The 24295-nt window shown below is 42.4% G+C and carries 16 protein-coding genes and 1 riboswitch; of the genes, 13 read left to right on the plus strand and 3 right to left on the minus strand.

Annotated features, from left to right (window positions below; all coding sequences use genetic code 11):
• The first annotated feature begins 29 nt into the window (after nucleotides 1–29).
• The 7 genes from nuoL to H8B17_RS17520 all read left to right on the plus strand — a co-directional run bounded on the left by nuoL (nucleotide 30) and on the right by H8B17_RS17520 (nucleotide 9953).
• Nucleotides 30–1949: an NADH-quinone oxidoreductase subunit L gene (gene nuoL, locus H8B17_RS17490; protein WP_190310528.1), complete on the plus strand. Its 1920-nt coding sequence runs from the start codon at nucleotides 30–32 to the stop codon at nucleotides 1947–1949.
• Between the two features lie 16 nt (nucleotides 1950–1965).
• The gene (locus tag H8B17_RS17495) at nucleotides 1966–3411 is read left to right on the plus strand and encodes a complex I subunit 4 family protein (protein WP_190310529.1); all 1446 of its coding nucleotides are present in this window, start codon (nucleotides 1966–1968) and stop codon (nucleotides 3409–3411) included.
• A 19-nt stretch (nucleotides 3412–3430) separates the two neighbouring features.
• Nucleotides 3431–4813 carry an NADH-quinone oxidoreductase subunit N gene (locus H8B17_RS17500; protein ID WP_190310530.1) on the plus strand — a complete coding sequence of 461 codons (1383 nt, stop codon included), beginning with the start codon at nucleotides 3431–3433 and terminating at the stop codon, nucleotides 4811–4813.
• Nucleotides 4814–5041: 228 nt separating this feature from the next.
• Nucleotides 5042–5308 (plus strand): 5-oxoprolinase, encoded by a 267-nt coding sequence (locus H8B17_RS17505; RefSeq protein WP_190310531.1) that lies wholly within the window; start codon nucleotides 5042–5044, stop codon nucleotides 5306–5308.
• A 110-nt stretch (nucleotides 5309–5418) separates the two neighbouring features.
• On the plus strand, nucleotides 5419–7953 hold the full coding sequence (locus H8B17_RS17510) for a DUF5686 and carboxypeptidase-like regulatory domain-containing protein (RefSeq protein WP_190310532.1): 2535 nt from the start codon (nucleotides 5419–5421) through the stop codon (nucleotides 7951–7953).
• A gap of 134 nt (nucleotides 7954–8087) precedes the next feature.
• Nucleotides 8088–8870 carry an enoyl-CoA hydratase/isomerase family protein gene (locus H8B17_RS17515; RefSeq protein ID WP_223816654.1) on the plus strand — a complete coding sequence of 261 codons (783 nt, stop codon included), beginning with the start codon at nucleotides 8088–8090 and terminating at the stop codon, nucleotides 8868–8870.
• A 36-nt stretch (nucleotides 8871–8906) separates the two neighbouring features.
• The gene (locus tag H8B17_RS17520) at nucleotides 8907–9953 is read left to right on the plus strand and encodes an AI-2E family transporter (protein ID WP_190310533.1); all 1047 of its coding nucleotides are present in this window, start codon (nucleotides 8907–8909) and stop codon (nucleotides 9951–9953) included.
• A 31-nt stretch (nucleotides 9954–9984) separates the two neighbouring features.
• Here H8B17_RS17520 and H8B17_RS17525 read toward each other — a convergent pair whose 3' ends face one another.
• Complete coding sequence (locus H8B17_RS17525; RefSeq protein WP_190310534.1) at nucleotides 9985–11154, minus strand: alpha-hydroxy acid oxidase; 1170 nt, start codon at nucleotides 11152–11154, stop codon at nucleotides 9985–9987.
• A gap of 138 nt (nucleotides 11155–11292) precedes the next feature.
• A riboswitch (SAM riboswitch) is annotated at nucleotides 11293–11392 on the plus strand.
• Nucleotides 11393–11464: 72 nt separating this feature from the next.
• On the opposite strand from H8B17_RS17525, the gene metE reads away from it, so the two are divergent.
• From metE to H8B17_RS17545, 4 genes are all read left to right on the plus strand, one after another.
• Entirely contained in the window at nucleotides 11465–13777 is a 2313-nt protein-coding gene (metE, locus tag H8B17_RS17530; protein ID WP_190310535.1) for a 5-methyltetrahydropteroyltriglutamate--homocysteine S-methyltransferase, read from the plus strand.
• 137 nt (nucleotides 13778–13914) lie between these two features.
• Nucleotides 13915–14286: a hypothetical protein gene (locus H8B17_RS17535; protein ID WP_190310536.1), complete on the plus strand. Its 372-nt coding sequence runs from the start codon at nucleotides 13915–13917 to the stop codon at nucleotides 14284–14286.
• A gap of 251 nt (nucleotides 14287–14537) precedes the next feature.
• Nucleotides 14538–15641 carry an efflux RND transporter periplasmic adaptor subunit gene (locus H8B17_RS17540; protein WP_190310537.1) on the plus strand — a complete coding sequence of 368 codons (1104 nt, stop codon included), beginning with the start codon at nucleotides 14538–14540 and terminating at the stop codon, nucleotides 15639–15641.
• Nucleotides 15642–15679: 38 nt separating this feature from the next.
• On the plus strand, nucleotides 15680–20257 hold the full coding sequence (locus H8B17_RS17545; RefSeq protein ID WP_190310538.1) for an efflux RND transporter permease subunit: 4578 nt from the start codon (nucleotides 15680–15682) through the stop codon (nucleotides 20255–20257).
• Nucleotides 20258–20263: 6 nt separating this feature from the next.
• Here the strand turns inward: H8B17_RS17545 and cdaA are convergent, their stop codons facing one another.
• Nucleotides 20264–21058: a diadenylate cyclase CdaA gene (gene cdaA / locus H8B17_RS17550; protein WP_190310539.1), complete on the minus strand. Its 795-nt coding sequence runs from the start codon at nucleotides 21056–21058 to the stop codon at nucleotides 20264–20266.
• A gap of 130 nt (nucleotides 21059–21188) precedes the next feature.
• Between cdaA and nagB the strand changes: the two genes are divergently transcribed.
• Nucleotides 21189–21989, plus strand: a complete 801-nt coding sequence (nagB, locus tag H8B17_RS17555; RefSeq protein WP_190310540.1) for a glucosamine-6-phosphate deaminase — start codon at nucleotides 21189–21191, stop codon at nucleotides 21987–21989.
• Between the two features lie 25 nt (nucleotides 21990–22014).
• Nucleotides 22015–22734: a pyridoxine 5'-phosphate synthase gene (locus tag H8B17_RS17560; RefSeq protein ID WP_190310640.1), complete on the plus strand. Its 720-nt coding sequence runs from the start codon at nucleotides 22015–22017 to the stop codon at nucleotides 22732–22734.
• A 70-nt stretch (nucleotides 22735–22804) separates the two neighbouring features.
• On the opposite strand, the gene lepB is transcribed toward H8B17_RS17560, so the two are convergent.
• Complete coding sequence (gene lepB, locus H8B17_RS17565) at nucleotides 22805–24295, minus strand: signal peptidase I (protein WP_190310541.1); 1491 nt, start codon at nucleotides 24293–24295, stop codon at nucleotides 22805–22807.

Below are 24295 nucleotides of genomic sequence, written 5' to 3' on the forward strand. Positions count from 1 at the left end.
GAATAAGAGAATTTTTACTAAGAAACTGTATGTCTGAATTAATTTGGCTGATCCCATTAATACCTTTTATAGGTTTTGTAGTAAACGGCTTAATGGGGAATCGTGTGCCGAAAGCGATTACGGCTATTATTGGCTGTGGCGTGGTACTCGCTTCTTTTGTGTTAAGCTTATTTGTTTACTTTGAAGTCGCCGCGGCGCGTACGACCGGTGCTTCCGGAGAAATATATGTGCATCTCTTCGACTGGTTTACAGTAGGTAAGCTGCAAGTAGCGCTTTCTTTTTTAGCGGATCCGCTGAGTGCTATTATGCTTTTGATTATTACCGGTGTAGGCTTTTTGATTCATTTATATTCGTGTAGCTATATGGCTAGCGATACGGGATTTGGAAAATTCTTCGCCTATCTCAATCTTTTCATCTTTTTTATGACTATCCTGGTGTTAGGTTCGAATTACCTCGTCATGTTCATTGGATGGGAAGGTGTAGGGCTTTGTTCTTACTTATTGATCGGGTTTTGGTTCAAAAATGGTTCGTACGCTTCGGCTGCGAAGAAAGCTTTCGTGATGAATCGTATCGGAGATTTAGGCTTTCTTATCGCGATGTTCTTTATTCTGGAGGCTTTTGGTAGCTTGGAATACGGAACTGTATTTGCAGAAGCGGCGAGTATGCCTATGGGAAGTTCTACCCTACTTGTGATTACGCTTTTGTTGTTTGTTGCTGCGACGGGTAAATCAGCACAGATTCCATTGTTTACCTGGCTACCAGACGCCATGGCGGGACCTACGCCGGTATCCGCGCTAATCCACGCCGCTACTATGGTAACAGCAGGTATATATATGGTTGTTCGTTCGAATATATTGTTTACGCTTTCTCCTGTGACGATGGAGGTGATGGCGGTGGTGGGATTGGCGACAGCATTATTGGCAGCATTTATAGCAATTACACAAACTGATATCAAAAAGGTATTGGCATATTCTACGGTATCTCAATTGGGATACATGTTTCTCGGCCTCGGGGTCGGTGCGTTCACCGGGGCTTTTTTTCACGTTCTAACACACGCGTTTTTCAAAGCATTATTGTTCCTTGGAGCCGGATCGGTAATCCACGCCATGCATGATGAACAGGATATGCGTCAGATGGGAGGTTTAAGAAAGGCGCTGCCCATTACGTTTATCACAATGTTTATCGGAACAATTGCGATTAGTGGAATCCCACCGTTTGCCGGATTCTTTTCTAAAGATGAGATATTGGCACACGCGTTTCAACACCAGCCTGTTTTGTGGGTAGTTGGTTTCTTGACCGCGCTATGCACGGCTTTTTATATGTTCCGTTTGTTATATCTAACTTTCTTCGGGAAGTTCCGGGGAACGGAAACACAGAAACAACATTTGCATGAGTCGCCGTGGCAAATGACACTTCCGTTGATTGTTTTGGCGGTACTATCCGTCGTTGGTGGCTTTATTAATATTCCGGAAGCATTGGGTGGGCATCATAGCTTAGCCGCTTTTCTAGCGCCGATTTTTGAAGCCGGAAGTATGCATGCGGAAGCGTTGACATTAAGCCATAGCACGGAGTACCTGCTGATGGGGGTATCTGCGGGTGGTGCGTTGATCATGGGGTTTGTGGCTTACAACAGATATGTGAGAAAAGAAACGCGTCCGACAGCTGATACAGATGCATCAAGCGGATTACATAAGTTGTCCTATCGGAAGCTATACGTGGACGAGTTTTATGATGCGCTTATTGTGCAGCCATTGAAGAAATTATCAGTAGGCTTCTATAAATACGTGGATCGTTTAGGTATTGACGGGTTCGTAAATGGGATTGGCAACTTCTTTATTGGTGCGGGAAAAGGCATAAGACAATGGCAAAGTGGTTATGTGGGGTTTTATATGATGATGATGGTGGTGAGTGTTATTGCTATTTTGTTGTATGCCGTGTTTAGTATATAATTTTGACTTTTAAACAATGAGTAACCTATTTATATTACTATTAGTTCCTGTTATTTCGGCAATAGTATTATGTTTTATAAAAGATGCTGTACGGGCTAAATGGATAGCATTGTTTGTAGCAATATTGGAATTAGGACTTTCTATTCCGTTTCTGTGCGGATTTATTCCAGACGCAAGTATACAATTCGAACAGCATTGGATGTGGGTCGAGTCTTTGGGTATTCAGTTTCATATTGGTTTAGATGGTATTAGCCTACCCATGTTGCTGTTGACAAATGGACTGATTCCGCTTATTGTGCTGTCTTCGTTTCGCAAAGCACATAAGGGGAATTTCTTCGCGTTGATCTCCTTTATGCAAGCGGGATTATTGCTTGTATTCTTGGCGTTGGACGCTTTCACATTCTATGTCGGATGGGAAATAGCGTTGATCCCTATTTATTTTATCTGCGCCCTTTGGGGTGATGGCGACCGTATTCGTATTAATCTTAAATTCTTTGTTTATACATTTTTCGGAAGCTTATTGATGTTGGTGGCGCTTATTTATCTATATAACCAAAGTGCCACACCAAGCTTTGAATGGAGTGCATTTGTAGCATTGGACTTGTCTGAATCTACACAGCGCTGGATATTCTGGGCCTTTTTCTTGGCGTTTGCCATTAAGATCCCGATTTTGCCGTTCCATACCTGGCAACCGGATACCTATACCCACGCACCGGCAGCGGGAACGATGCTATTGGCGGGTATTATGCTTAAAATGGGGGTATATGGATTGATTCGTTGGCTATTACCCGTTGCTCCGCTTGGTGCATTGGCTTACAGCCAAGTTGTCATGGCTCTTTGTGTTATTGGGATTGTATACGCTTCGATCATTGCTTTTAAACAGCAGGATGCCAAACGATTGATCGCCTATTCTTCTATTGCACACGTCGGGCTTATTTCAGCCGGCGTATTTTCGTGGAATATGGAAGGATTACAAGGGGCAATCATACAGATGGTGAACCATGGCTTGAGTGTAGTGGGACTATTTTTTATCATCGATATTTTACAGGAGCGTACAGAAACGCGCACGTTGGCAGAATGGGGTGGAATAGCGAGCAAGACTCCTCGCTTAGCAACGGTATTTCTTGTCATCTTGATGGGAGCCGTCGGATTGCCGTTAACCAATGGCTTTATCGGTGAATTTCTCTTGTTGAAAGGATTGTTTGATTATGGCGTATGGTACGCTGTTTTTGGTGGGCTCACGTTAATTTTGGGGGCAGTTTATATGTTACGCTTGTATCAAAAATCGATGTTAGGTTCGTTATCGGAACGCGCTGAGGGGATCGTAGATATCAAAGGCTACGAGTTATTGGTGTTGGGGGTGATTGTATTTTTTACGCTGTTTTTAGGTGTGTGGCCGAAAGCTATTTTACATCTTTCTGAAGCATCGGTAGTGAACTTATTGAATCAAATTAAATTTTAATTAGCGATTGTAGAATATTATGGGGGCAATTATTACATTGTGTATCTTGGGAATCGTGGTATTATATCTGGGCTTATTCAAAGCAAAGAATGCGCTGCTTCCTGTAACCTTGCTGGGACTGGTCGTAACACTGGGATTCCTGTTGTCAGGATGGAACAGCGAAGCACTACCACAACTTCATGGAATGGTAATTTTTGATCGCTTAGCGTTGTCTTTTTCGATTCTGTGTGTGGTCATCACGGGGCTAGTGATTCTTCTTTCAAAAGAATATTTCAAAAATATCAGCACGTATCTTTCGGAATATTTTTGTTTGATTATCTTTTCGTTGACTGGTGCATTGCTGGTTAACGCCTACCATAATTTTGCCATGTTGTTCATCGGTATAGAAGTGATGTCGGTTGCCTTGTATATTCTGGTAGGTATCCGAAAAACGGATCTTGCTTCAAATGAAGCGGCACTTAAGTACTTTTTGATGGGCGCGTTTTCAACGGGATTCCTCCTTTTCGGTATCACGCTCTTGTATGGAGCGTCGGGCACATTTGATTTAACGGAGTTACAAGCCTACGTACAAACCGCTTCGGAGATCTCTCCATTATTCTACGGAGGCGTGTTGTTATTACTTTGTGGTTTGTGTTTCAAAGTGGGTGCGGCTCCTTTTCATTTCTGGACACCAGATGTCTATGACGGGGCGCCGATATTGATAACCAGCTTTATGAGTACGGTCGTAAAAGTTGCGTCGTTTGTTGGCTTCTTACGACTTTTCAGTACTGTGTTGGTCCCATTACACGATTTCTGGACACCTGTATTGCTGACCATCATTATCATCACACTTTTTATAGGGAATATCACGGCGTTGCTGCAATCTAGTTTTAAACGGATGATGGCTTATTCGAGTATTTCGCATGCGGGGTATATGCTGTTTGCAATTATCGCCATTGGTGCAACTTCGGTTTCGGGTATGCTGGTTTATGCAACGGCTTATTCATTGGCTTCAGTGATTGCTTTTGGTGTACTTATTTTAGTTAAACGGGGTAGCGGCTCGGAAAATTTTGAATCGTTTAACGGTTTGGCTAAAAAGGAGCCCATGCTTGCCTTCGTACTGACCATTGCGATGCTTTCTCTTGCCGGTATTCCGTTGACGGCAGGCTTTATGGGGAAATTTATGATGTTCAATAATGTAATGGGAACCTATAATATCACCCTCCTTATTCTGGCTGTTATTAATGCGGCTGTTGGCGTGTATTATTATTTGCATGTGGTGGTGAATATGTATTTCCGCAAATCGGAGGACGAAGTGGTGACACAACATGTACCAGTCAGCTACAAGGTCGTATTGATTGTCGCCGCTGTGTTAACTGTGATCATCGGGGTCTATCCTGATAGTATTTTAGGGTTCCTATAACTCTAAAAAGACTACTTACAGTATTTGCATGGACTGATTTATACAATTTTTATATAAAATAAGAAAAAGTCTACTATATTTGTAGGGTATTCAGAATTGCATGTTGTGCAATGCCAACCGAGTGTAGTCACCACGGTGGAAAGATAATACGGGCATCGTCCAAAATAAACGTCGTCTTCCCGATTTTCTGAATACAATTTATGGTTAAACACTTTAATTCTAAATTGTATGGACACAAGAAACGAACTTTACCATCATCTTATTAGACAATTTCAGAACTATAGCGCTGAAGAATTGGTCCAACTTAATAATGAACTCGTATCCGGCAGATGGGGGGCAAGCCGAAGCACTTTTCGTACGGCAGTCTTAAATACGCTATCAAAGAAGGGGGTCGATTTATCCGCTATCATTCATCGTAACGATGGTTTTACGACGATACAGATCGTTCCCGTGGCGTTAGCCGAGAATAATGTATTGATTCCGCTACCAGAATAAGACGCTGTGTAATATAAAATCGACGCTGACGAAGTTCATCGTTATAAAAAAATCAATTTCATTTTAATCTTATTGTACAAATTGTATCTTTATGCGGAGCCATTTTGAATATGAGGAGAATATGCTTGCTGAAATTGTCGCTATTGATATTTATTCTTGGCATTGCTGTACAGCATAGCGTGGCCCAACAAAAAATCAGTGGAACGGTAGTAGACGGTGTAACGGGGAAAGGTGTTCCGCAGACGAGCATACGCGTGCAGGGGACATCGGATGGTACTTCGTGCGATGCTTTTGGTCGATTTTCCTTGACGACAGATGCACAGCTTCCACTGGAACTCGTCGTGTCGGCTATCGGCTATAAGGAAATGCTTGTGGGGGTTGACACATCACAGAAGCATTTGCATATTGCGTTAGAGAATGATAAAAATGTAATTGATGCCGTGGAAATTTCTCGTCGTCAGAAATATCGAAATCGAAATCCAGCGGTAGATATTATTCATCAAGTCATTAAAAACAAGCGATCTAACCGTTTGGAAAATCAGCCGAGATTATCTTTTCAACAGTATGATAAACTGCAATTTGGACTCGTTAACCCCTCTGAGCAGTATAATAAGCGGATGGGAAGCTTACGCTTTTTCTTTGATAATGTAGATACATTGACCTCGCCGGGAAATAAATTACTCACCATTTTTATGCAAGAACAGCTGAGCGATGTCTACTCTAAAAATGACCCCAAAGCATTTAAAAAGCGTGTAAAATCTATCAAACAGACAGATTTTGACGACCGATATGTGAACAACCACAATATCCAATCGTATTTATCTTACCTTTTTCAGGATATTGAGATTTATGATGAAAATATTTTTCTGATTAATAAATTGTTCTTAAGTCCAATAGCCAATAATGCGCCAGTCTTTTATAAATATTATATAGCGGATACGATTGATACAGAAGATGGTCGTTTCATAGAGCTGAATTTCGAACCCAGAAATAAAACAGATCTGCTGCTTAGTGGTAAATTGCGGATCACAACGGATGGCCGGTTTGCCGTACAGGGCGCTACTTTACACGCAAACAAAGAAGCAAATCTGAATTGGGTGAACGACATAACGATTGATTTGTACTTCCGTCCGAATAGCGAGCGATATATGTTTTTAGTTCGCAGCCACGTGGATATCATGTTCGGAACGAATCGAAATGATGCCGTATATGGACGCAAAACGACATATAATTATGATTATGACTTCTCTCCATCTTTTTCGGATGATATCTTTAAGGGAGCACCTACAGAGGTACTGACAACGGCAAAGGACAATGAGAAGCTTGTTCACCAACAACGACCGGTGCAACTATCACCGGTTGAAAACCGAGTTTATGCAAACGTTGATTCGCTGAACAACAATCGTACGTTTCGGACAATGCTAGTGGCTGGTTATCTATTAGCGCAGGGATTCTATCCGGCAGGACCTGTCGAGTTTGGGCCATTGGAATATTTGTATTCACGGAATAATATCGAAGGCAATAGGATACGGCTGAGTGGACGGACAACGCTTCGGTTTTCGGAGAAAGTGTTTATCGAGGGATATTTGGCATATGGTACACAAGATGGTGCTGTGAAATACTTTATGCGACCCACATTTTCGCTCAATGGGAAATCGGTTGCTGCTTTTCCGGCGCATTATCTGCAACTAGCGGTGCAACATGATATTTTTGATCCGGGCAGGATGTTGGGTTTTAAGAAGGGAGATAGTTTCTTTCAGTCAATACGGAGTAATCGTCCGACAAAATGGATGGATACGTACGCATATCAGTTCAAACACTTAATAGAATTTGGTAACCACGTAAGCCTGCAAAGCTCTTTTATCCATCACCGTCGACGAGCGATAGGGGATTTAGAATTCATTTCTTCTGGAGATGTCCAACAGGATATCTCCAATATAAATACGAATGAGTTGGAATTTATATTGCGATGGGCGCCAAAGGAGAAATTCTACTACCGTAACCTGACACGTAACACAATTATCGAGAAATATCCCGTCTTTAATCTGCAATATAATCGTGGACTAAAAGGATTTTGGAGCGGAGATTATGCTTTTGATGCCGTTCGGGCTTCCGTGTCGAAGCGTTTTTTCTTAAATCAATTTGGTTTTGCGGATATGACATTAAGCGGGGGGAAAATTTGGGGTGCTCTCCCTTACCCATTGTTGGAAATGCCAAATGTATTCCGCGATGAGGATACGCGCCATGAAATAGATTTTTCGATGATGCGTAGCATGGAGTTTGTTGCGGACGAGTACATCCGGTTGGCGTTTGAACATCAGCTAGAAGGGTTTATCCTCAATAAGATTCCGCTGATTAAGAAACTTAAACTAAGGGAGATTTGGGGAGGAAAAATGTTTTATGGTCGGTTAAGCGATTTGAATAACCCATACATTAGTAAGGATGTCATTCTTTTTGATACCGATGCAGATGGTAATATCATGACCCACGTATTTGATAATAAGGTGCCTTACTGGGAAGGAAAAGTGGGTATCGATAATATTTTTCGTCTGTTGCGCGTTGAATATATACGTCGGTTAAATTATACGGGATTACCAAACGTCGATAAGGACAGGTATCGGGTAAGTCTTCATTTAAATTTCTAATGCGGAGCAACCACTATGATTTAGCGGAAATCTTACAGGGAGGAATGAACTGAGCTTGCGATCTCTTGAACAAATAATTAAACAAACACGGGGTGAAAGACCTGATTGCTCCATCACCTTTAGAATAATTTACTATGATGAAAGAAGCACCTTTATATTTTCTGTTGGAGATTAAAAATAAAACGGCTTATATCACGGTAAATAGACCGGATAAGTTGAATGCACTGAATACGCTTGTCTTAAAAGAACTTGCGGAAATATTGACAAGACTAAAAGTGGATGATGATGTCCGGGGTATAATCTTAACCGGTGTGGGAGATAAAGCTTTTGTGGCGGGTGCCGACATTAAAGAATTTCAGAAATTTTCGTCTGCTGAGGCGCGGCAACTATCGAAATCGGGACAGGAAGAGGTCATGGATGAACTGTATACTTTTCCGAAACCAGTGCTTGCGGCTATCAATGGGTTTGCATTGGGTGGAGGGTTGGAATTGGCGATGGCATGCCACATCCGCTTGGCGAGTGAACAAGCAAAGATGGGACTTCCGGAGGTTTCTCTAGGAATTATTCCGGGATACGGCGGTACACAACGGTTGCCGCAATTGGTTGGACGCGGAAAAGCATTGGAAATGATTATGACCGGTGAGATGATCGATGCGCAAGATGCGTTGCAATGGGGGCTGGTTAATCAAGTAGTGTCATCCGAGGAATTGATTCCTACCTGTGAAAGGCTCTTGGAAAAAATATACCAACGTTCGCAAAAAGCGATCGCAGCTGCTATCCGGGTGGTGAATATGGGGCTTATGCAACCGGAAAAGGGATACGAAGAAGAAATGGACGCCTTTGCAGATGCTTTTGATACGATGGATTTTAAGGAAGGAGTTGCGGCTTTCTTGGAAAAGCGAAAACCAAACTTTTAATATAATTGTTCATCCGTTATAGACACTATTAGCTGTATGAACAATCCTGTTTTTTCACAAAAAGAGAGAAACGTCATTATTCTCTTGATCGTCCTCGCATTAGGTGGTATCCTCTTATATGCCACACGAGGAATTTTTGGTGCGTTTTTAGGTACGCTGGTGATGTACACGCTCTTTCGTACGTTAAATATTTTTTTTATCGAGAAATGGCGATGGCCTAGGCCTTTGTCTGCTGTGGTTATTATTATCGTTTCTATTTTCATCATCGTATTACCTTTCGTTGGGATTGGTAGTATGCTCGTTAGGAAGGCAATAGAACTGCAGGAAAATCCGACTTGGATAAAACAGGTTATTAACGCCATAAACCAATTTGCGGGAGATAAGTTGGGTAAACCTGATCTGCTTCAGGAGCAGCTTGAATCGAGTGCAGCTTATTTTGGTAAGTTGCTGACGGCGGTGTTAGGAGGTGCGGCAAACATATTTCTGGAAATAACAGTGATGTATTTCATTCTATATTTTTTGTTTGTCAACTACCGAGGGTTTGAAAGTGGTATATTATACTATTTGCCGTTCGACGAGGAACAGGCGGTTTCCTTCGGATCAGAATTGAAAAATATTACCTACTCTAATATTGTAGGGCAAACGATCATCGCTATCGTTCAAGGGGGGTGCTTGGCGATTGGTTTCTGGATATTTGGGGTTAGCGATGCGTTGTTCTGGGGTGTTATCTGTGCGATTCTGTCGTTTATACCACTTTTGGGACCTCCGTTAATTTTTGTGCCGGCGGCATTAATATTGCTTTCCCAGGGGCAAACTTGGCAAGGGTTAGGGCTAATTATTTGGGGGTTTGGTCTGGTTATTAATATCGATAATGTACTCCGTTTTATGATTAATAAGAAGATCGGAAATATTCATCCGCTGATCACGGTGATAGGTGTTATTATCGGACTTCCGTTATTTGGGCTCATCGGGCTGGTTTATGGCCCCTTATTGCTGGCGTATTTCCTGATCGCGGTGAAGATATACAAAGCGAATAAACGTCTGTCATTGCAGAAAGAACAACTAGGAGAAAAAAAAGTATAAAAAGACCTGCCATTGACAGATCCTTTTACGCTTATCTTTTCAATAACCGTTCTGGGAATTGACTTACATTCTCTAACGTGAGTTGCTGCATCACTTGATATAGCTGTGCTTTGAACAAATTGATAGTATGTTCTCCTCCCTCGTCACCTAATGCGCCAACACCGTACATAAACGGACGTCCCATAAAGTTAAATTCGGAACCAACGGCATGCGCACGTGCAAGATCCACGCCGGAGCGTATACCGCCATCCAACATAATTTTTATTTTTTCTTTATAAATAGGATTGCTTGCGAGATGTATCAATGAATTAATAGAAGACTCTCCAGCATCGATTTGACGTCCTCCGTGATTGGATACGATCACGCCGTCAGCTCCTATGCTAATAACGGCTTCCATATCTTCATCGCTTGTGATGCCTTTTACGACAAGCGCGCCTTTCCAAATATCACGGATAGCTTTTACTTTTTCTATATTGACCTTACCGGTAAAGGTCCGATCCATAAACTTGCCTAATTGTGCAAGGTCAAGACCTTTTTCCATATAAGGTTTTAAGGTGGCGAAGGAAGGTATGCCGTGTTGCAGCGTTTTGATACCCCATAGCGGGCGTGTCATAGCTTGGGTGATGTTGGAGATATTCATTTTGGGTGGCATGGACAAGCCGGCTTTGATTTCGCGATAGCGAAGGCCAAAGGACGGAACGTCGACCAATACAACCAATACAGGACATTCTGCTGTTGCAAGACGGTGCAAAATGTCATCGCGAAGCCTATTTTCGGTAGGATGGTAAAGTTGAAACCACGCTTTACCCTCGGAGACCTCTGCGATACGTTCGATACTAGCGGTAGATACCGTACTTAGTGTATAGGGAATATCATTTTTGGCCGCTGCTTTGGCTAGAATTTCAGGGGCATTAGGCCACATCAGTCCTTGGAGGCCAATGGGTGAGATACCAAATGGTGCGCTGTAACGCCTGCCAAAAAGCTCTACGGACATGTCGATGTCGCCAGATACGCGAAGGTACTGCGGTTTAAGTACAATATCGTCGAAGTCACTTTCATTTTTTGCTAAGTTCCATTCCTCGTTACAACCACCTTCGAGGTAATCAAATGCAAATTTTGGAATCCGGGATTTAGCTTTTTTCCTTAAATCGGCGATAGAAGGATATTTTGAACTATATCGATATACGATTTTCTTGCTCATTATTAAAAGAGTAATTTATAAAAAAGTGTAGCGAATATACGCACTATTTTATAAAGTACTATCCTGCTGTGTGTCGCTCTTGAGAAAAAGAGAGTGAAGAAAAATTTGTCAAATCCCGTTTTATTCTTATCTTAGCACCGCTTATAGAGAAAGGCCGAGGGAGTAGACCCGGTGAAGCCTTAGCAACCTGTCCCTTGACAAGGTGCTACATTCTACTCCTTAGGGAGAATGATAAGCTGAGCACACTTCTTCTGGTGTCCTTTTCTCCAAAGCAAACGGTAAAAGAATTTAAACACAACACGTAATATTTATGTTATTAACAAACAATTTAGGATACCCACGAGTGGGTGCGTTCCGTGAATTGAAAAAGGCCAATGAAGCATATTGGGCTAAAAAAATCAGCGCGGAAGAATTATTGCAAGCTGGACTTAAAATCCGGGAAAGCAATTGGAAAACACAACAGGATGCAGGTATTGACCTGATTCCATCGAACGACTTCTCCTTTTATGACCAAGTATTGGACCTGTCGTTGACTGTGGGAGCTATTCCAGCCCGTTATAAGTCATTGTTAAATCGAATCGACCGTCAATATAATTTAGACTTGTATTTTGCGATGGCACGCGGTTTTCAGGAAGAAGGTGTCGATGTCACCGCGATGGAAATGACAAAATGGTTCGATACGAATTATCATTACCTAGTTCCCGAATTTACGAAAGATCAGACCTTTAAATTGACTTCGGAAAAATTCCTGAACGAATATAAGGAAGCTAAATCATTCGGTATTGAGACAAAACCTGTATTGATTGGTCCGATAACTTACCTTTTAGTAGGTAAAGAAAAAGAAGAAGGCTTCAATCGGATTGATTTGATCGATAGATTATTGCCTGTTTACGAAGAAATTTTGGGCAAACTGGCTGATGCAGGTGCACAATATGTGCAGATTGATGAGCCTTTCTTGGCCTTGGATATTGATGATGCTACGCGCACTTTATATAGTAAAGTTTTCGAAAAATTAGTGACAGCTGCTAAAGGCATCAAATTAATTGTGGCGACTTATTTCGAAGCACTCCGCGACAATGAGGAAACAGCTGTGAACTTACCCGTTCACGCGCTTCACCTTGACCTTGTTCGTGGAGAAAATCAACTAGATACTGTTTTATCAAAAGTTCCTGCATCCTTAACGCTCTCTTTGGGTGTTGTGGAAGGTAGAAACATTTGGAAAAACGACTATGAAAAATCGTTGGCAAAAATTAAACAAGCTGTAGACGCGCTGGGTGCTGACCGCGTATGGGTAGCTCCTTCTTCATCGTTGCTGCACGTTCCGTTTGATTTAGATAACGAAGATAATGAAGAATCTTTGCCGGCTGAGGTGAAGAATTGGCTGGCTTTTGCAAAACAGAAATTAGCAGAAGTGAAAGATTTAGCTGTGTTGGCTGATGGTGAGGTGGATGCGAAAACGACAGAGCGTTTTGAGGCGAACAAATCGGCTGCGGAAAGCCGTCGTACATCGCCTTTGATTCACAGACCGGAGGTGAAAGAACGCACAGCGAATATCACAGATGACGACGCAACACGTACTTCTCCATTCTCTGCCCGTAAAGCGGCGCAACAGACGAAATTTAATTTGCCGGCTTTTGCGACAACAACCATCGGATCTTTTCCGCAGACGAAAGATGTCCGTAAGTGGAGAGCAGACTTGAAAAAAGGTACAATTACACAAGAGCAATACGATAAAGAGATCGCGGAAGAAACCGAAAGAACTATACGATTGCAAGAAGATCTTGATATTGACGTGTTAGTGCACGGCGAGTTTGAGCGTAATGATATGGTAGAATACTTCGGTGAGCAACTAGCAGGTTATGCGTTCACGAAAAACGGATGGGTACAGTCTTATGGCTCCCGTTGTGTAAAACCTCCGATTATTTATGGCGATGTTTACCGCCCTGCGGATATGACGGTTCGTTGGTCTGCTTACGCACAATCCTTAACTAACCGTCCGGTAAAAGGTATGTTGACTGGGCCGGTTACAATTTTACAATGGTCGTTTGTACGTAATGATCAACCGCGTTCGACTACAACTTATCAAATCGCTTTAGCTATTTTGGACGAGGTGCAAGCATTGGAAAAAGCGGGCATCAAAATTATTCAAATTGATGAGCCGGCTATTCGGGAAGGGCTTCCTTTACGCAAGGCAGATCAAAAGGATTATTTAAACTGGGCTGTTCGCGCGTTCCGCGTTTCTTCATCCAATGTGGAAGACGACACACAAATCCATACGCATATGTGTTACTCCGAATTCAATGATATCATTGAAGACATTGCTGCGATGGATGCTGATGTCATCACGATAGAGACATCGCGTTCGCAAATGGAATTGCTCGACGCATTTGCTGGAGATTTCAAATATCCAAATGATATTGGTCCGGGGGTGTATGATATTCACTCACCGCGCGTGCCGAGTACGGAGGAAATGGTACACTTGCTCCGCAAAGCAAAAGCGGTAGTACCTGCGGAGCAATTGTGGGTAAACCCGGATTGTGGTTTGAAGACCCGTGCGTGGCCGGAAACAAAAGCGGCGTTGGAATCGATGGTAGAAGCAGCCAAGATATTGCGTGCAGAATAATTTCAGATAATTAGTATTTATAAAAGTAGACACGGCCCGGAGGAAACTCCGGGTTGTTTTTTTATAAACTTAGAAATAACAGTTTTTTTACAATGGAAGATAGTTAACGTCGCATAAGCTTAGTAATTTTGCTGCACATGTTATTTAAGATTGTTCATTCCATTGTGTTGCTATGTTACCTGAATATCTTGGCTTATCAGCCAGAGACTGGTTTCGCTATGCGCTATGATGATTCGCTGTTAAACGGTGAGTCTCTTTTGGAGATTGTTTTAGATGACGTATTCGCTCTTCCGATTGATAAGGATGCGGCGGATGTCGAAATCCTCTACGATGAGTATAGGTCGCACGAACATCAGACCTTATCTTTGTCCCTCTTTGTATTGGTATTGGCCGTCTTATTTTCCTTTAAACAGGTAGCTTCCTATGTAAAGCATCCGGTATACGACGGAAAAAAGAGAAGAATTATTCCCAATTATTACACATACTTACATAGGCTACAGCCTTTCTAGCTTTTTTCTTTCCTAATAGTTTCCCAAATCTTCGAATAATTTCGCAAATGTTAGCGGTGAACTTCGATTCAACACGCATCAATAGACGGAATTAGTGTGCCTTGTTGTTAAACTTAAGCTACTTTTTTCTTGTTTATGTGAATAAAATTCAGATATAACGGGAGTGATATTTAAACACATCGCATATCGCGAAGAGTTAGAGTTTAATATAGATTGATCATTTTTTTAGTAAGTAATAAATATTATAGTACATGAAGACACTTTCATTGGTATTCCCGATAGTAGGGTTGGCGTTGTTTGCTGGTAGTTGCACCGTTAAGAGTACAGAAAATAGCGTAGAGATGGTGAAACAGGTGCCTGTGGTAAGTCTTACCGTAATGGATACCACGGTTTATAAAGAATATATTGCGGATATCCAAGCCACGAAAAACGTGGAATTGCGATCGCGTTTAACAGGTTTTTTGGAAAAAATCTATGTCGATGAGGGGTCGCTGGTTAAGGCCGGCGAGGTTCTTTTTCAACTTAATGACGAAGAGTATAAAGCAGATTATGCAAAAGCGGAAGCAGCACTCAATATTGCCATTTCGGAAGCAAAAAAGGTAGAGTTAGAGAAGGAACGGACCAAAAAATTGGTCGCGAAAAATATTGTGTCTGCGACGGAGGCTGATCTTATAGCTGTACAATATAAAGCGGCATTGTCTAAAATAGAGGAGGCTAAAGCGGTAAAGAACCAGATGCAGACTAAACTCTCCCAAACGCGTATACGTGCCCCTTTTAACGGGCGTATTGACCGAATTCAATTGAAAGAAGGCTCATTGCTTGAGGAAGGCTCGTTGATCACGACGATATCAGACTTAGGAAAGGTCAATGTCTATTTTGATATTTCAGAATCGGAATACCTGGATTTGGCTAGTGATTCTAATTTCCGTAGCAATACGTTTAAAAGAACGGTCAAGCTTGTTTTGGCAAATGGTGAAGAGTATCCGTATGGCGGGGAAGCAAAAATTGTCGAAAGTGAATTCAACCCTGGAACAGGCTCTATCTCGTTGCGCGCAAAATTTCCTAACTCGGAAGGGATATTAAAACACGGTGCATCCGGTAAAATTGCGGTACCTGTCTCGACAGGAGATACCAAATTTGTACACCAAAAATCAGTTGTAGAGATTCAAGATAAGGCATATGTCTATGTCGTGGATGATAATTCGACCGTGAAGATGCAGCCATTCCAAGCGGGATCGCGTGTGGGACATTATTATATTGTGGAAGGTGGCCTCGATGATAACCAAAAAATTGTATTTGAAGGTGTACGAGGACTTCGTGATGGAATGAAAATAAAATCTGTGACCCAGCAATAATGCGATTGGATATCCACTAATTTTTAGCAAATAACTTCATGTTTGAAACTTATATAAAACGACCAGTTCTTTCGTTGGTGATATCTATTTTTATCACATTGTTGGGACTTTTGGCTTTATTTACATTGCCTATTACACAATTTCCGGATATCGTGCCACCGTCGGTGGTCGTAACGGCAAATTATACCGGTGCGAATGCGGAAGTCAGTACAGATGCGGTAGCCATTCCGCTGGAGCGTGCGATCAACGGCGTGGCGGGTATGACTTCCATGAATACCGTTAGTACAAATAATGGTAATACGCTTATACAGGTGACCTTTAATGTGGGCGTGGATCCGGATATTGCTGCGGTGAACGTCCAAAATAGAGTCACGACCGTGCTAGACGAGCTTCCGGAGGAAGTTATCCGTGCAGGGGTCACGACGGAAAAAGAGGTGAACAGTATGCTGATGTACCTCAATATTTATTCGACCGATGAAACAGCAGACGAACGGTTTATCTATAATTTTACAGATATTAACATTCTGAAAGAGTTAAAACGGATCGAAGGCGTCGGTTTTGCCGAAATTATGGGCTTCAAGGATTATGCCATGCGGGTATGGTTAAAACCTGATCGTTTGGCTTCCTATCAGATATCAACGGAGGAGGTTATTGAGGCGTTACGCCGGCAGAATATTGAGGCAGCCCCCGGACAAACGGGGATTGGCTCGGATAAGACGGTGAATATGCAGCAATACGTGTTACGCTATCCGGGGCGGTTTACTGAACCCCAAGAATACGCTAATGTTCCTATTCGAGCTAATTCGGATGGTTCGATTCTGCGGGTTAAAGATATAGCTGAGGTTGAATTCGGTTCGCTAGAATATGAGATGGCGTCAAAAGCAGATGGTCGGCCATCGGCCTCCATTATGATGAAACAACTCCCAGGATCGAATGCACAGGATGTGATTCAGCGTGTTAAGGATCGTATGGAAGAGTTGAAAGTGATGACCTTCCCTCCAGGAATGGAATATAGTATGGGCTATGATGTCTCACGGTTTTTGGATGCATCGATGTCAAGTGTGATAAAAACGTTAATAGAGGCGTTTATCTTAGTCTTCTTGGTGGTATTTATCTTCCTGCAAGATTTTAGAGCAACTATTATTCCCATTCTTGCCGTTCCTGTAAGTTTGATCGGAGCCCTATTTTTTATGATGATGATGGGCTTCTCTATTAACTTGTTAACATTATTTGCACTCGTCCTTGCCATTGGTATCGTGGTGGATAACGGTATTGTCGTGGTAGAAGCCGTCTTTGCCAAAATGGAGGAAGAGCACTTACCTCCGATGGAGGCGACGCTCGCCGCCATGAAAGAAGTGGGTTCTGCCGTTATCGCGATTACTTTGGTTATGTCTGCCGTGTTTATACCGGTAGCGTTTCTCTCCGGGCCGGTGGGTGTGTTCTACCGACAGTTTTCGCTGACGCTGGCGGCGGCGATTGTGATCTCGGGAATTAATGCGTTAACCCTGACACCGGCTCTGTGTGCACTTATCCTCCGTTCGCCACACGATAAAAAGGAATCCAATAGCTGGCTAAGTAAATTCTTTAAAAAATTTAATGCTTCCTACGATAAAACTGCGGGCAGTTACCGAAAACTATTGACACGTATTGCGGGACGCCGAATGGTAACCGTGGGGATGCTTATTTTCTTCTTCGTCGCTACTTGGGGCGCTAGTAGTATATTGCCATCCGGCTTTATCCCGACCGAAGACCAGGGAATGGTGTATGTCAATGTAACGACGCCACCGGGAGCAACGGTAGACCGTACAGAACGTGCCCTGAATGAAGTGGGAGAAATTGCCCGCGGCTTAGAATCAGTCGAAACGGTATCAACATTGGCCGGATATAGTCTTCTAACGGAGGTTTCAGGCGCTTCTTACGGAATGGGGATGATCAACCTTAAACCTTGGGATGAACGGAACGTGACTGTAGATGATGTTATGCGAGAATTACAACAGCTGACAGCGCATATCGCTGACGCAGAGATAGAGTTTTTTCCGCCGCCTACGGTTCCTGGGTTCGGTAATGCATCGGGTTTTGAATTGCGGTTATTGGATCGTAGTGGAAATGAAGATTTAAATCGAACGGCAGATGTTGTGGAAGAATTTATTACGGCTCTCAACAACTCAGAGGCTATCGAGGGTGTTTCTTCTAGTTTTGATGTGAGTTTCCCGCAATATATGTTAGAAGTCGATTACGATATGGCTGCTAAAAGAGGTATTTCAGTGGAAAATGCGATGACCACTTTGCAGACGTTGATGGGAAGTTTTTATGCTACGAATTTTATCCGTTATGGTCAGATGTATAAGGTTATGGTACAGGCCGATCCACACTATCGACAACGCCCAGAGGACGTTTTAAATCTCTTTGTGAAGACCGCAGATGGTGAAATGGTGCCGTATTCGTCTTTTATCCAGATGCGACGTATTTATGGTCCAGAGCAAATTACGCGGTATAATATGTTTACGTCGGCTATGTTAAATGGACAACCAGCAGCAGGCTTTAGTACAGGGCAGGCTATCGAAACGATTCAGGAACTAGCCGAGCAGTTGCCGCAAGGATATGTGATAGAATGGGCGGGTATGACGCGAGAGCAGGTTATTTCAGGAAATCAGGCGATTTATATTTTTGCGCTGTGTTTGGTCTTTGTTTATTTATTGCTTTCTGCTCAATATGAGAGCTTCCTATTGCCCCTTCCAGTTATCCTCGGATTGCCAGCCGGTATCTTTGGCTCCTTCTTGTTCTTAAAATTATTGGGACTGGAAAATGATATTTATGCCCAAGTGGCCTTGGTCATGTTGATTGGTTTACTTGGAAAGAATGCCATCCTCATCGTCGAATATGCGGTATTGAAACAAAAGCAAGGCATGAGCGTGTTACAGGCAGCAATCGAAGGTGCTTATGTGAGACTACGACCGATATTAATGACGTCGTTCGCGATTATTGCTGGTTTAATACCATTGATGCTGGCTTCGGGTGCAGGAGCTATTGGAAACCGAACGATTGGTACCGCTTCTGTAGGAGGAATGTTCATTGGGACATTATTTGGCGTAATTATTATTCCGGGATTATACGTGCTTTGTTCGCGGAAGAAAAAGGAAAAAAAGAAGAAGAAGATGACATCACAAGTAGCGACAGTATTCGTGCTAACTATGAGTTTGATTGTATCGTGTAGTGTACCAAAGCAATTGGAAAAGGGGACACACGCTGAACTGCCGACGAGGTTTAAGCAAGATGATAGTCTGACGGCTGTAAATACGGACACGACATCAATTGCTTACCAATCGTGGAAAGACGTTTTTACCGATCCTTACTTGAAAGAATTAATCGATTCTGCATTAGTTTATAATTATGATTTGCAGCAGGCTGTACAACGTATTGAAATTGCACAGGCAAGTTTTAAGCAAAGAAAAGCGGCTTTACTACCCAGCTTAGATTTGGCAGCCGAAGCAGGGTTGAGAAAGTACGGCTTCTATACCGAGGAGGGGATTGGTAATTATGATTCGAATTTTTCGGAAAATTTGAAAGATGATGAAAAAATACCGGAACCCGCTATCCCGGACTATTTTGTAGGCGTTCGTGCTTCCTGGGAGCTCGATTTATGGGGCAAGCTACGAGCACAGAAAAATGCTGCTTTTAATAGTTTACTGGCGGAGAATGAAGCCAGACGCCTGGTTGAGACGGAGTTAGTTACGAATATTGCTTCGGCATATTACGAGTTGTTGAGCTTGGATGCGAAAATTAATGTTTTTAACAACAATATTGTACTGAATGAGCAAGCTTTGGAAATCACAGAATTACAAAAGGATGCGGGTCGGGCTACGCAGCTTGGTGTACAGCAGTTTAAAGCTTTTTTGGCAAATTCAAGAGCCGAACGTGAGCGGACTAGACAGGAAATTGTATTGTTGGAACATCATATTAATTACTTGACTGGACGTTTTAATGTACCGGTTCAAAGAACAGAAGCTGGTTTTGGCCAGCCTTTGTTTGAAAAATTGGATGTGGGGGCACCTTTTCAAATGCTTGCATTGCGACCGGATATTAGAGAAGCCTCGTTCCAACTTATCGGATCGGAGCAGGATGTGAAATTTGCTAGGGCAGCATTCCTTCCCAGTGTTGTATTGTCTCCGTTTGTAGGCTTGCAAGCATTTAGCTTTAACAAGCTCGTCAACGTAGATAAATCATTGACGTATGGTCTAGCTGGGGGGCTGACGGCACCTATTTTCAACCAGCGACAGTTGAAAAGCCAGTATGAAACTTACAAAGCAATGTATGGACTGCGTTTTTTGGAATATGAAAAGAGGGTGCTTAATGCCTATAACGAAGTGTCAAACGCCGTGAAAACACAAGATCATATTGAACAGCGGCAGCAATATGTGCAAGAGGAGGTAGAAGCACTCAAAGGAGCTGTAGCGGCAGCTAACGAACTGTTTATCGCCGGACGTGTATCCTATCTGGAAATTATTACAGCACAAAAAGATGCGGTCGCTGCTGAATTAGATGAGGTAGAAGTACAGAAAGAAGAGCTGTTGAATGAAATTGTCATTTACAAGGCACTTGGGGGAGGTTGGCAATAGGAAGTACTAGAGTTCTTCTTTCAATATTTTTTCGAGTTCTTCAGGGCTGAGGTTCATATTGACGTTCCCATCTTTTGTAAATGATATTTCGCCAGTTTCTTCGGACACAATAACGGCAATTGCCTCTGAAACCTCGGTGACACCGATTGCTGCTCGGTGGCGTAATCCAAACTGAGGGGGAAGATCTTCACTATCTGATAATGGTAAAACACAGCTTGCTGTCATGATGCGAAAGTCAACAATAACGACGGCGCCATCATGCAGCGGGCTGTTTTTAAAAAAAATACTCTCCAACAAACGTTTGGACACGGGTGCGTCGATATATTCCCCGCTGGATTGATAATATTCTTCGTCAAAGTAACGGGAAAAAACCAAGAGGGCACCAGTCCGGGAGCGAGACATGCTACGGCAGGCATCGATAATTGGCTTTATTTGTTCCCCATTGTCCATTTGGGCTGTTTTTTTTGTGTTTAAAAACGACCAAAAGAACTTCTTTCGCCGAAGAGAAATATTTTTTCCGATGTGGATTAAAAAACGTCGTATTTCCTGCTGAAAAACAACAATTAACGCAATGGAACCGACGGAGATGAAACCGCCGAAGATTTCCGTAAGCAGACGCATTTCCATTTGTTTAACAACCAAGTAGATGCCGTAGAAAAGGGCTATTCCTATTAGGATATTAACAGCAATCGTACCCTTTATCAAGCTATAGATATAATAGATGATAATGGCTACTAGAAAAATATCAATGATATCCAGTAGTCGAAAACCGCTGAGAATGTTTGGATCAAAATTGTTCATTATCTTTTTGCAATTTAAGATTTTTTTTGGATTTTCTTAAAAGGTTGTTCGCGCATTTTATACCGCTTGGTTTGTTTTCTGTTACTTTGCTCCTTATCTTTAGAAAAGAGAATTTAAGCAAGTATTTATTATGTCACACACCTTTCCTCAGGAAAAATTTAATGCTGATCATCCCGTTATTTCGGTTTATCCAGATGCGAAAACAGCCTCGATTGATGTTGCTCAACGTATTGCGTCGCTAGTTCGAGCAAAGCAGCGCGAAGCTGAACAGGTTGTTTTGGGTCTGGCAACGGGATCGACTCCGATGTATGTTTATGAAGAACTTGTCCGTTTACATCGAGAAGATGGACTGAGTTTTAGAAATGTGGTTTCTTTTAATCTTGATGAATATTATCCGATGCAGCCCGATTCACAGCAGAGTTATGTCACTTTTATGAAGAAACACCTGTTTGATCATATTGATATCCAACCAGATAATGTTCATATTCCAGACGGAACTCTACCGAAGGAAAAGATTAAGGAATATTGTTTGGCCTACGAAAATAAGATCGCTGCATTCGGGGGGATAGATATTCAGCTTTTAGGCATCGGTCGGACGGGACACATTGGCTTTAATGAGCCGGGGGCAGAACGCTATTCAAAAACACGTTTGGTGGAGCTGAATGATGTGACACGTACAGATGCGGCATCTACCTTTGGTGGTAAAGAATATACACCTACGGAAGCGATTACCATGGGTATTGATACGATATTGGCGGCTAAGAAAATTATGTTGATGGCTTGGGGGACGGGGAAAGCAGAAATCGTTAAAAAAACGATGGAAAGTGAGATTACGGCAGAAATACCGGCCACGTTTTTGAAGACCTGTGAACAGGTGGAGTTTGTATTAGATAGTGAAGCGGCTTCTTCTTTGGCGAATTTGGAAGTATAATTTTAACTGTTCGAAAAAAAGTATGATGACAAAGTTATCGGTAAATATTAATAAAATTGCGACACTACGAAATTCCAGAGGTGGAAATATTCCCAACGTAGTTGCCGCGGCATTGGCCTGCGAGCGTTTTGGAGCACAAGGGATTACTGTACATCCACGCCCAGATGAACGGCATATACGCTATCAAGATGTTTATGACCTCAAGACGGAGATTACTACGGAATTCAATATAGAGGGAAATTGCCAAGAGCCTAAGTTTGTGGACTTGGTATTGGCGAATAAGCCAACACAGGTAACTTTGGTCCCAGATTCGCTTGATCAGATAACATCCAATCACGGCTGGAATACCATACAAAACCGAGCCTATTTGAAAGATATGGTAAAACGCTTCCAAGATAGCGGAATTCGTGTATCTATTTTTGTAGATCCCGACGAGGAGATGGTAGAGGGGGCAGCAGAGACGGGAACCGATAGAATTGAGCTTTATACGGAAGCCTATGCAGCGGAGTTTGGTTATGATGATCAAAAAGCTATAGCACCTTATATAAGAGCCGCTAGAAAAGCGCAAGAAGTAGGGCTTGGATTAAATGCTGGTCACGACTTGGATCTTCATAACCTTAAATATTTTAACGAGCATATTCCCGGACTTTTGGAAGTTAGCATTGGCCACGCACTTATAGCCGATGCGTTGTATCTGGGATTGGAAGAGACAATAAAGCGATATTTAGCTGCTCTAAAAGTATAAAGTATTTAAAAGACCCGTACTGGATAATGTATGTTTCTATTACACATGTCGCGCAGTACGGGTTTTGCTGTTAATGAATTCCTTTGAAGATCCTGTTCCAACGTATTTTAGAAAGGAATGTTCCCTTTTCATCCCAACTCATCCAAGTAAATAGTGCTTTACCGACGATATGATCTTCTGGAACAAAACCCCATGAACGGGAGTCTAATGAGTTATGCCTGTTATCCCCCATCATCCAATAGTAGTTTTGTTTAAAGGTATAGCTCGTTGCTTTCTCGCCGTTGATGTAATAGTCGTTTGCTTTTTTCTCTAGGGTATTGCCTTCATAGTCACGTATGGCGCGTCCATAGAGTGGAATGGTGAGAGAATCCAAAGTTATTGTCCAATCTTTAGCAGGAATGGTAAGCGGCCCGAAATTGTCAATACTCCAACTGTAGTGTTTGTCGTGGGGGTATGCAATTGTGCTATCATCGACGATCATTTCTACGTCTTTCACATTTCCCCAATTTTTAATCATTTCGGCTTGATTTACAGTTATATGCATCATGAAAACGCTCGGGTCAGACATTTGCTGAAAATCAATACGTAAATCATGCATCCTTTCGCGGTTGAGACCGGACCCATCCGTGTAAACAAAATAAGCGTGTTGCATTTCTGGAGGTGTAAATGCGGGCTCTCCATTAATCAGTAGTTTTGCCCGTTCTAGTGATACAACATCACCGGGCATTCCAACACAACGTTTGATATAATTTTCACGCTTGTCTATAGGACGGGTTACGATGGTAAATTGGTTGTGCACCGTTTCTTTTCCCATGTTTCGCACGAGGTCAGAATAGGTTGTTTCTTGGTATTCTAACGCTACAGTGTCTCCTGCCGGAAAATTGAACACGACCACATCATTCCGCTCGATTTTTTGAAAACCGGGTAAGCGTTTGTAAGGTAGCTGTATGACTTCAGAATATGCTTTACCTCCTGTTACGGGCATCGTGTGATGTGCGAACGGGAAGGCGATAGGAGTAATCGGAATTCGAGGGCCATAGTTTAGTTTGCTTACAAATAAAAAATCGCCAATCAAAAGACTGCGTTCCATCGATCCGGTAGGGATCATATAAGCCTCGATGAGAAAACCCCGAATCAACGATGCTGCTATCGTTGCAAAGATAATGGCATCTGCCCACTCTCGTGCGACTGATTTTTTGTAAGGGTATTTTTTATGGAATTCTTCTGTGTTAGACTGCCCTAGATATTTTACATTGGGATCTCTTCCCCATAAAGGTAGGAATATAAAAGGGAATAGCACGCCGACAACGGTTTCCCAAAAGCGACGCTTCCCGAAACCTTTTAGGAAATCGAGATACAGACCATAAAAAATAAAAATATTGACAATAGGTACTAAAAGAAGAATAACCCACCAAGTCGGGCGAGCCGTTAATTGCGCCATGATGTACTCTCTATAAAACGGAATAATAGCTTCCCAACCCTGCTTTCCAGCCTTTCTGAATAGCAGCCACAATCCGTATAGTGTGGCAATCGTTAATATGGCGAAAATGATATAATACAT

Origin of the sequence: Sphingobacterium arenae, assembly GCF_014692505.1 — a bacterium.
Lineage (GTDB): Bacteria > Bacteroidota > Bacteroidia > Sphingobacteriales > Sphingobacteriaceae > Sphingobacterium > Sphingobacterium arenae.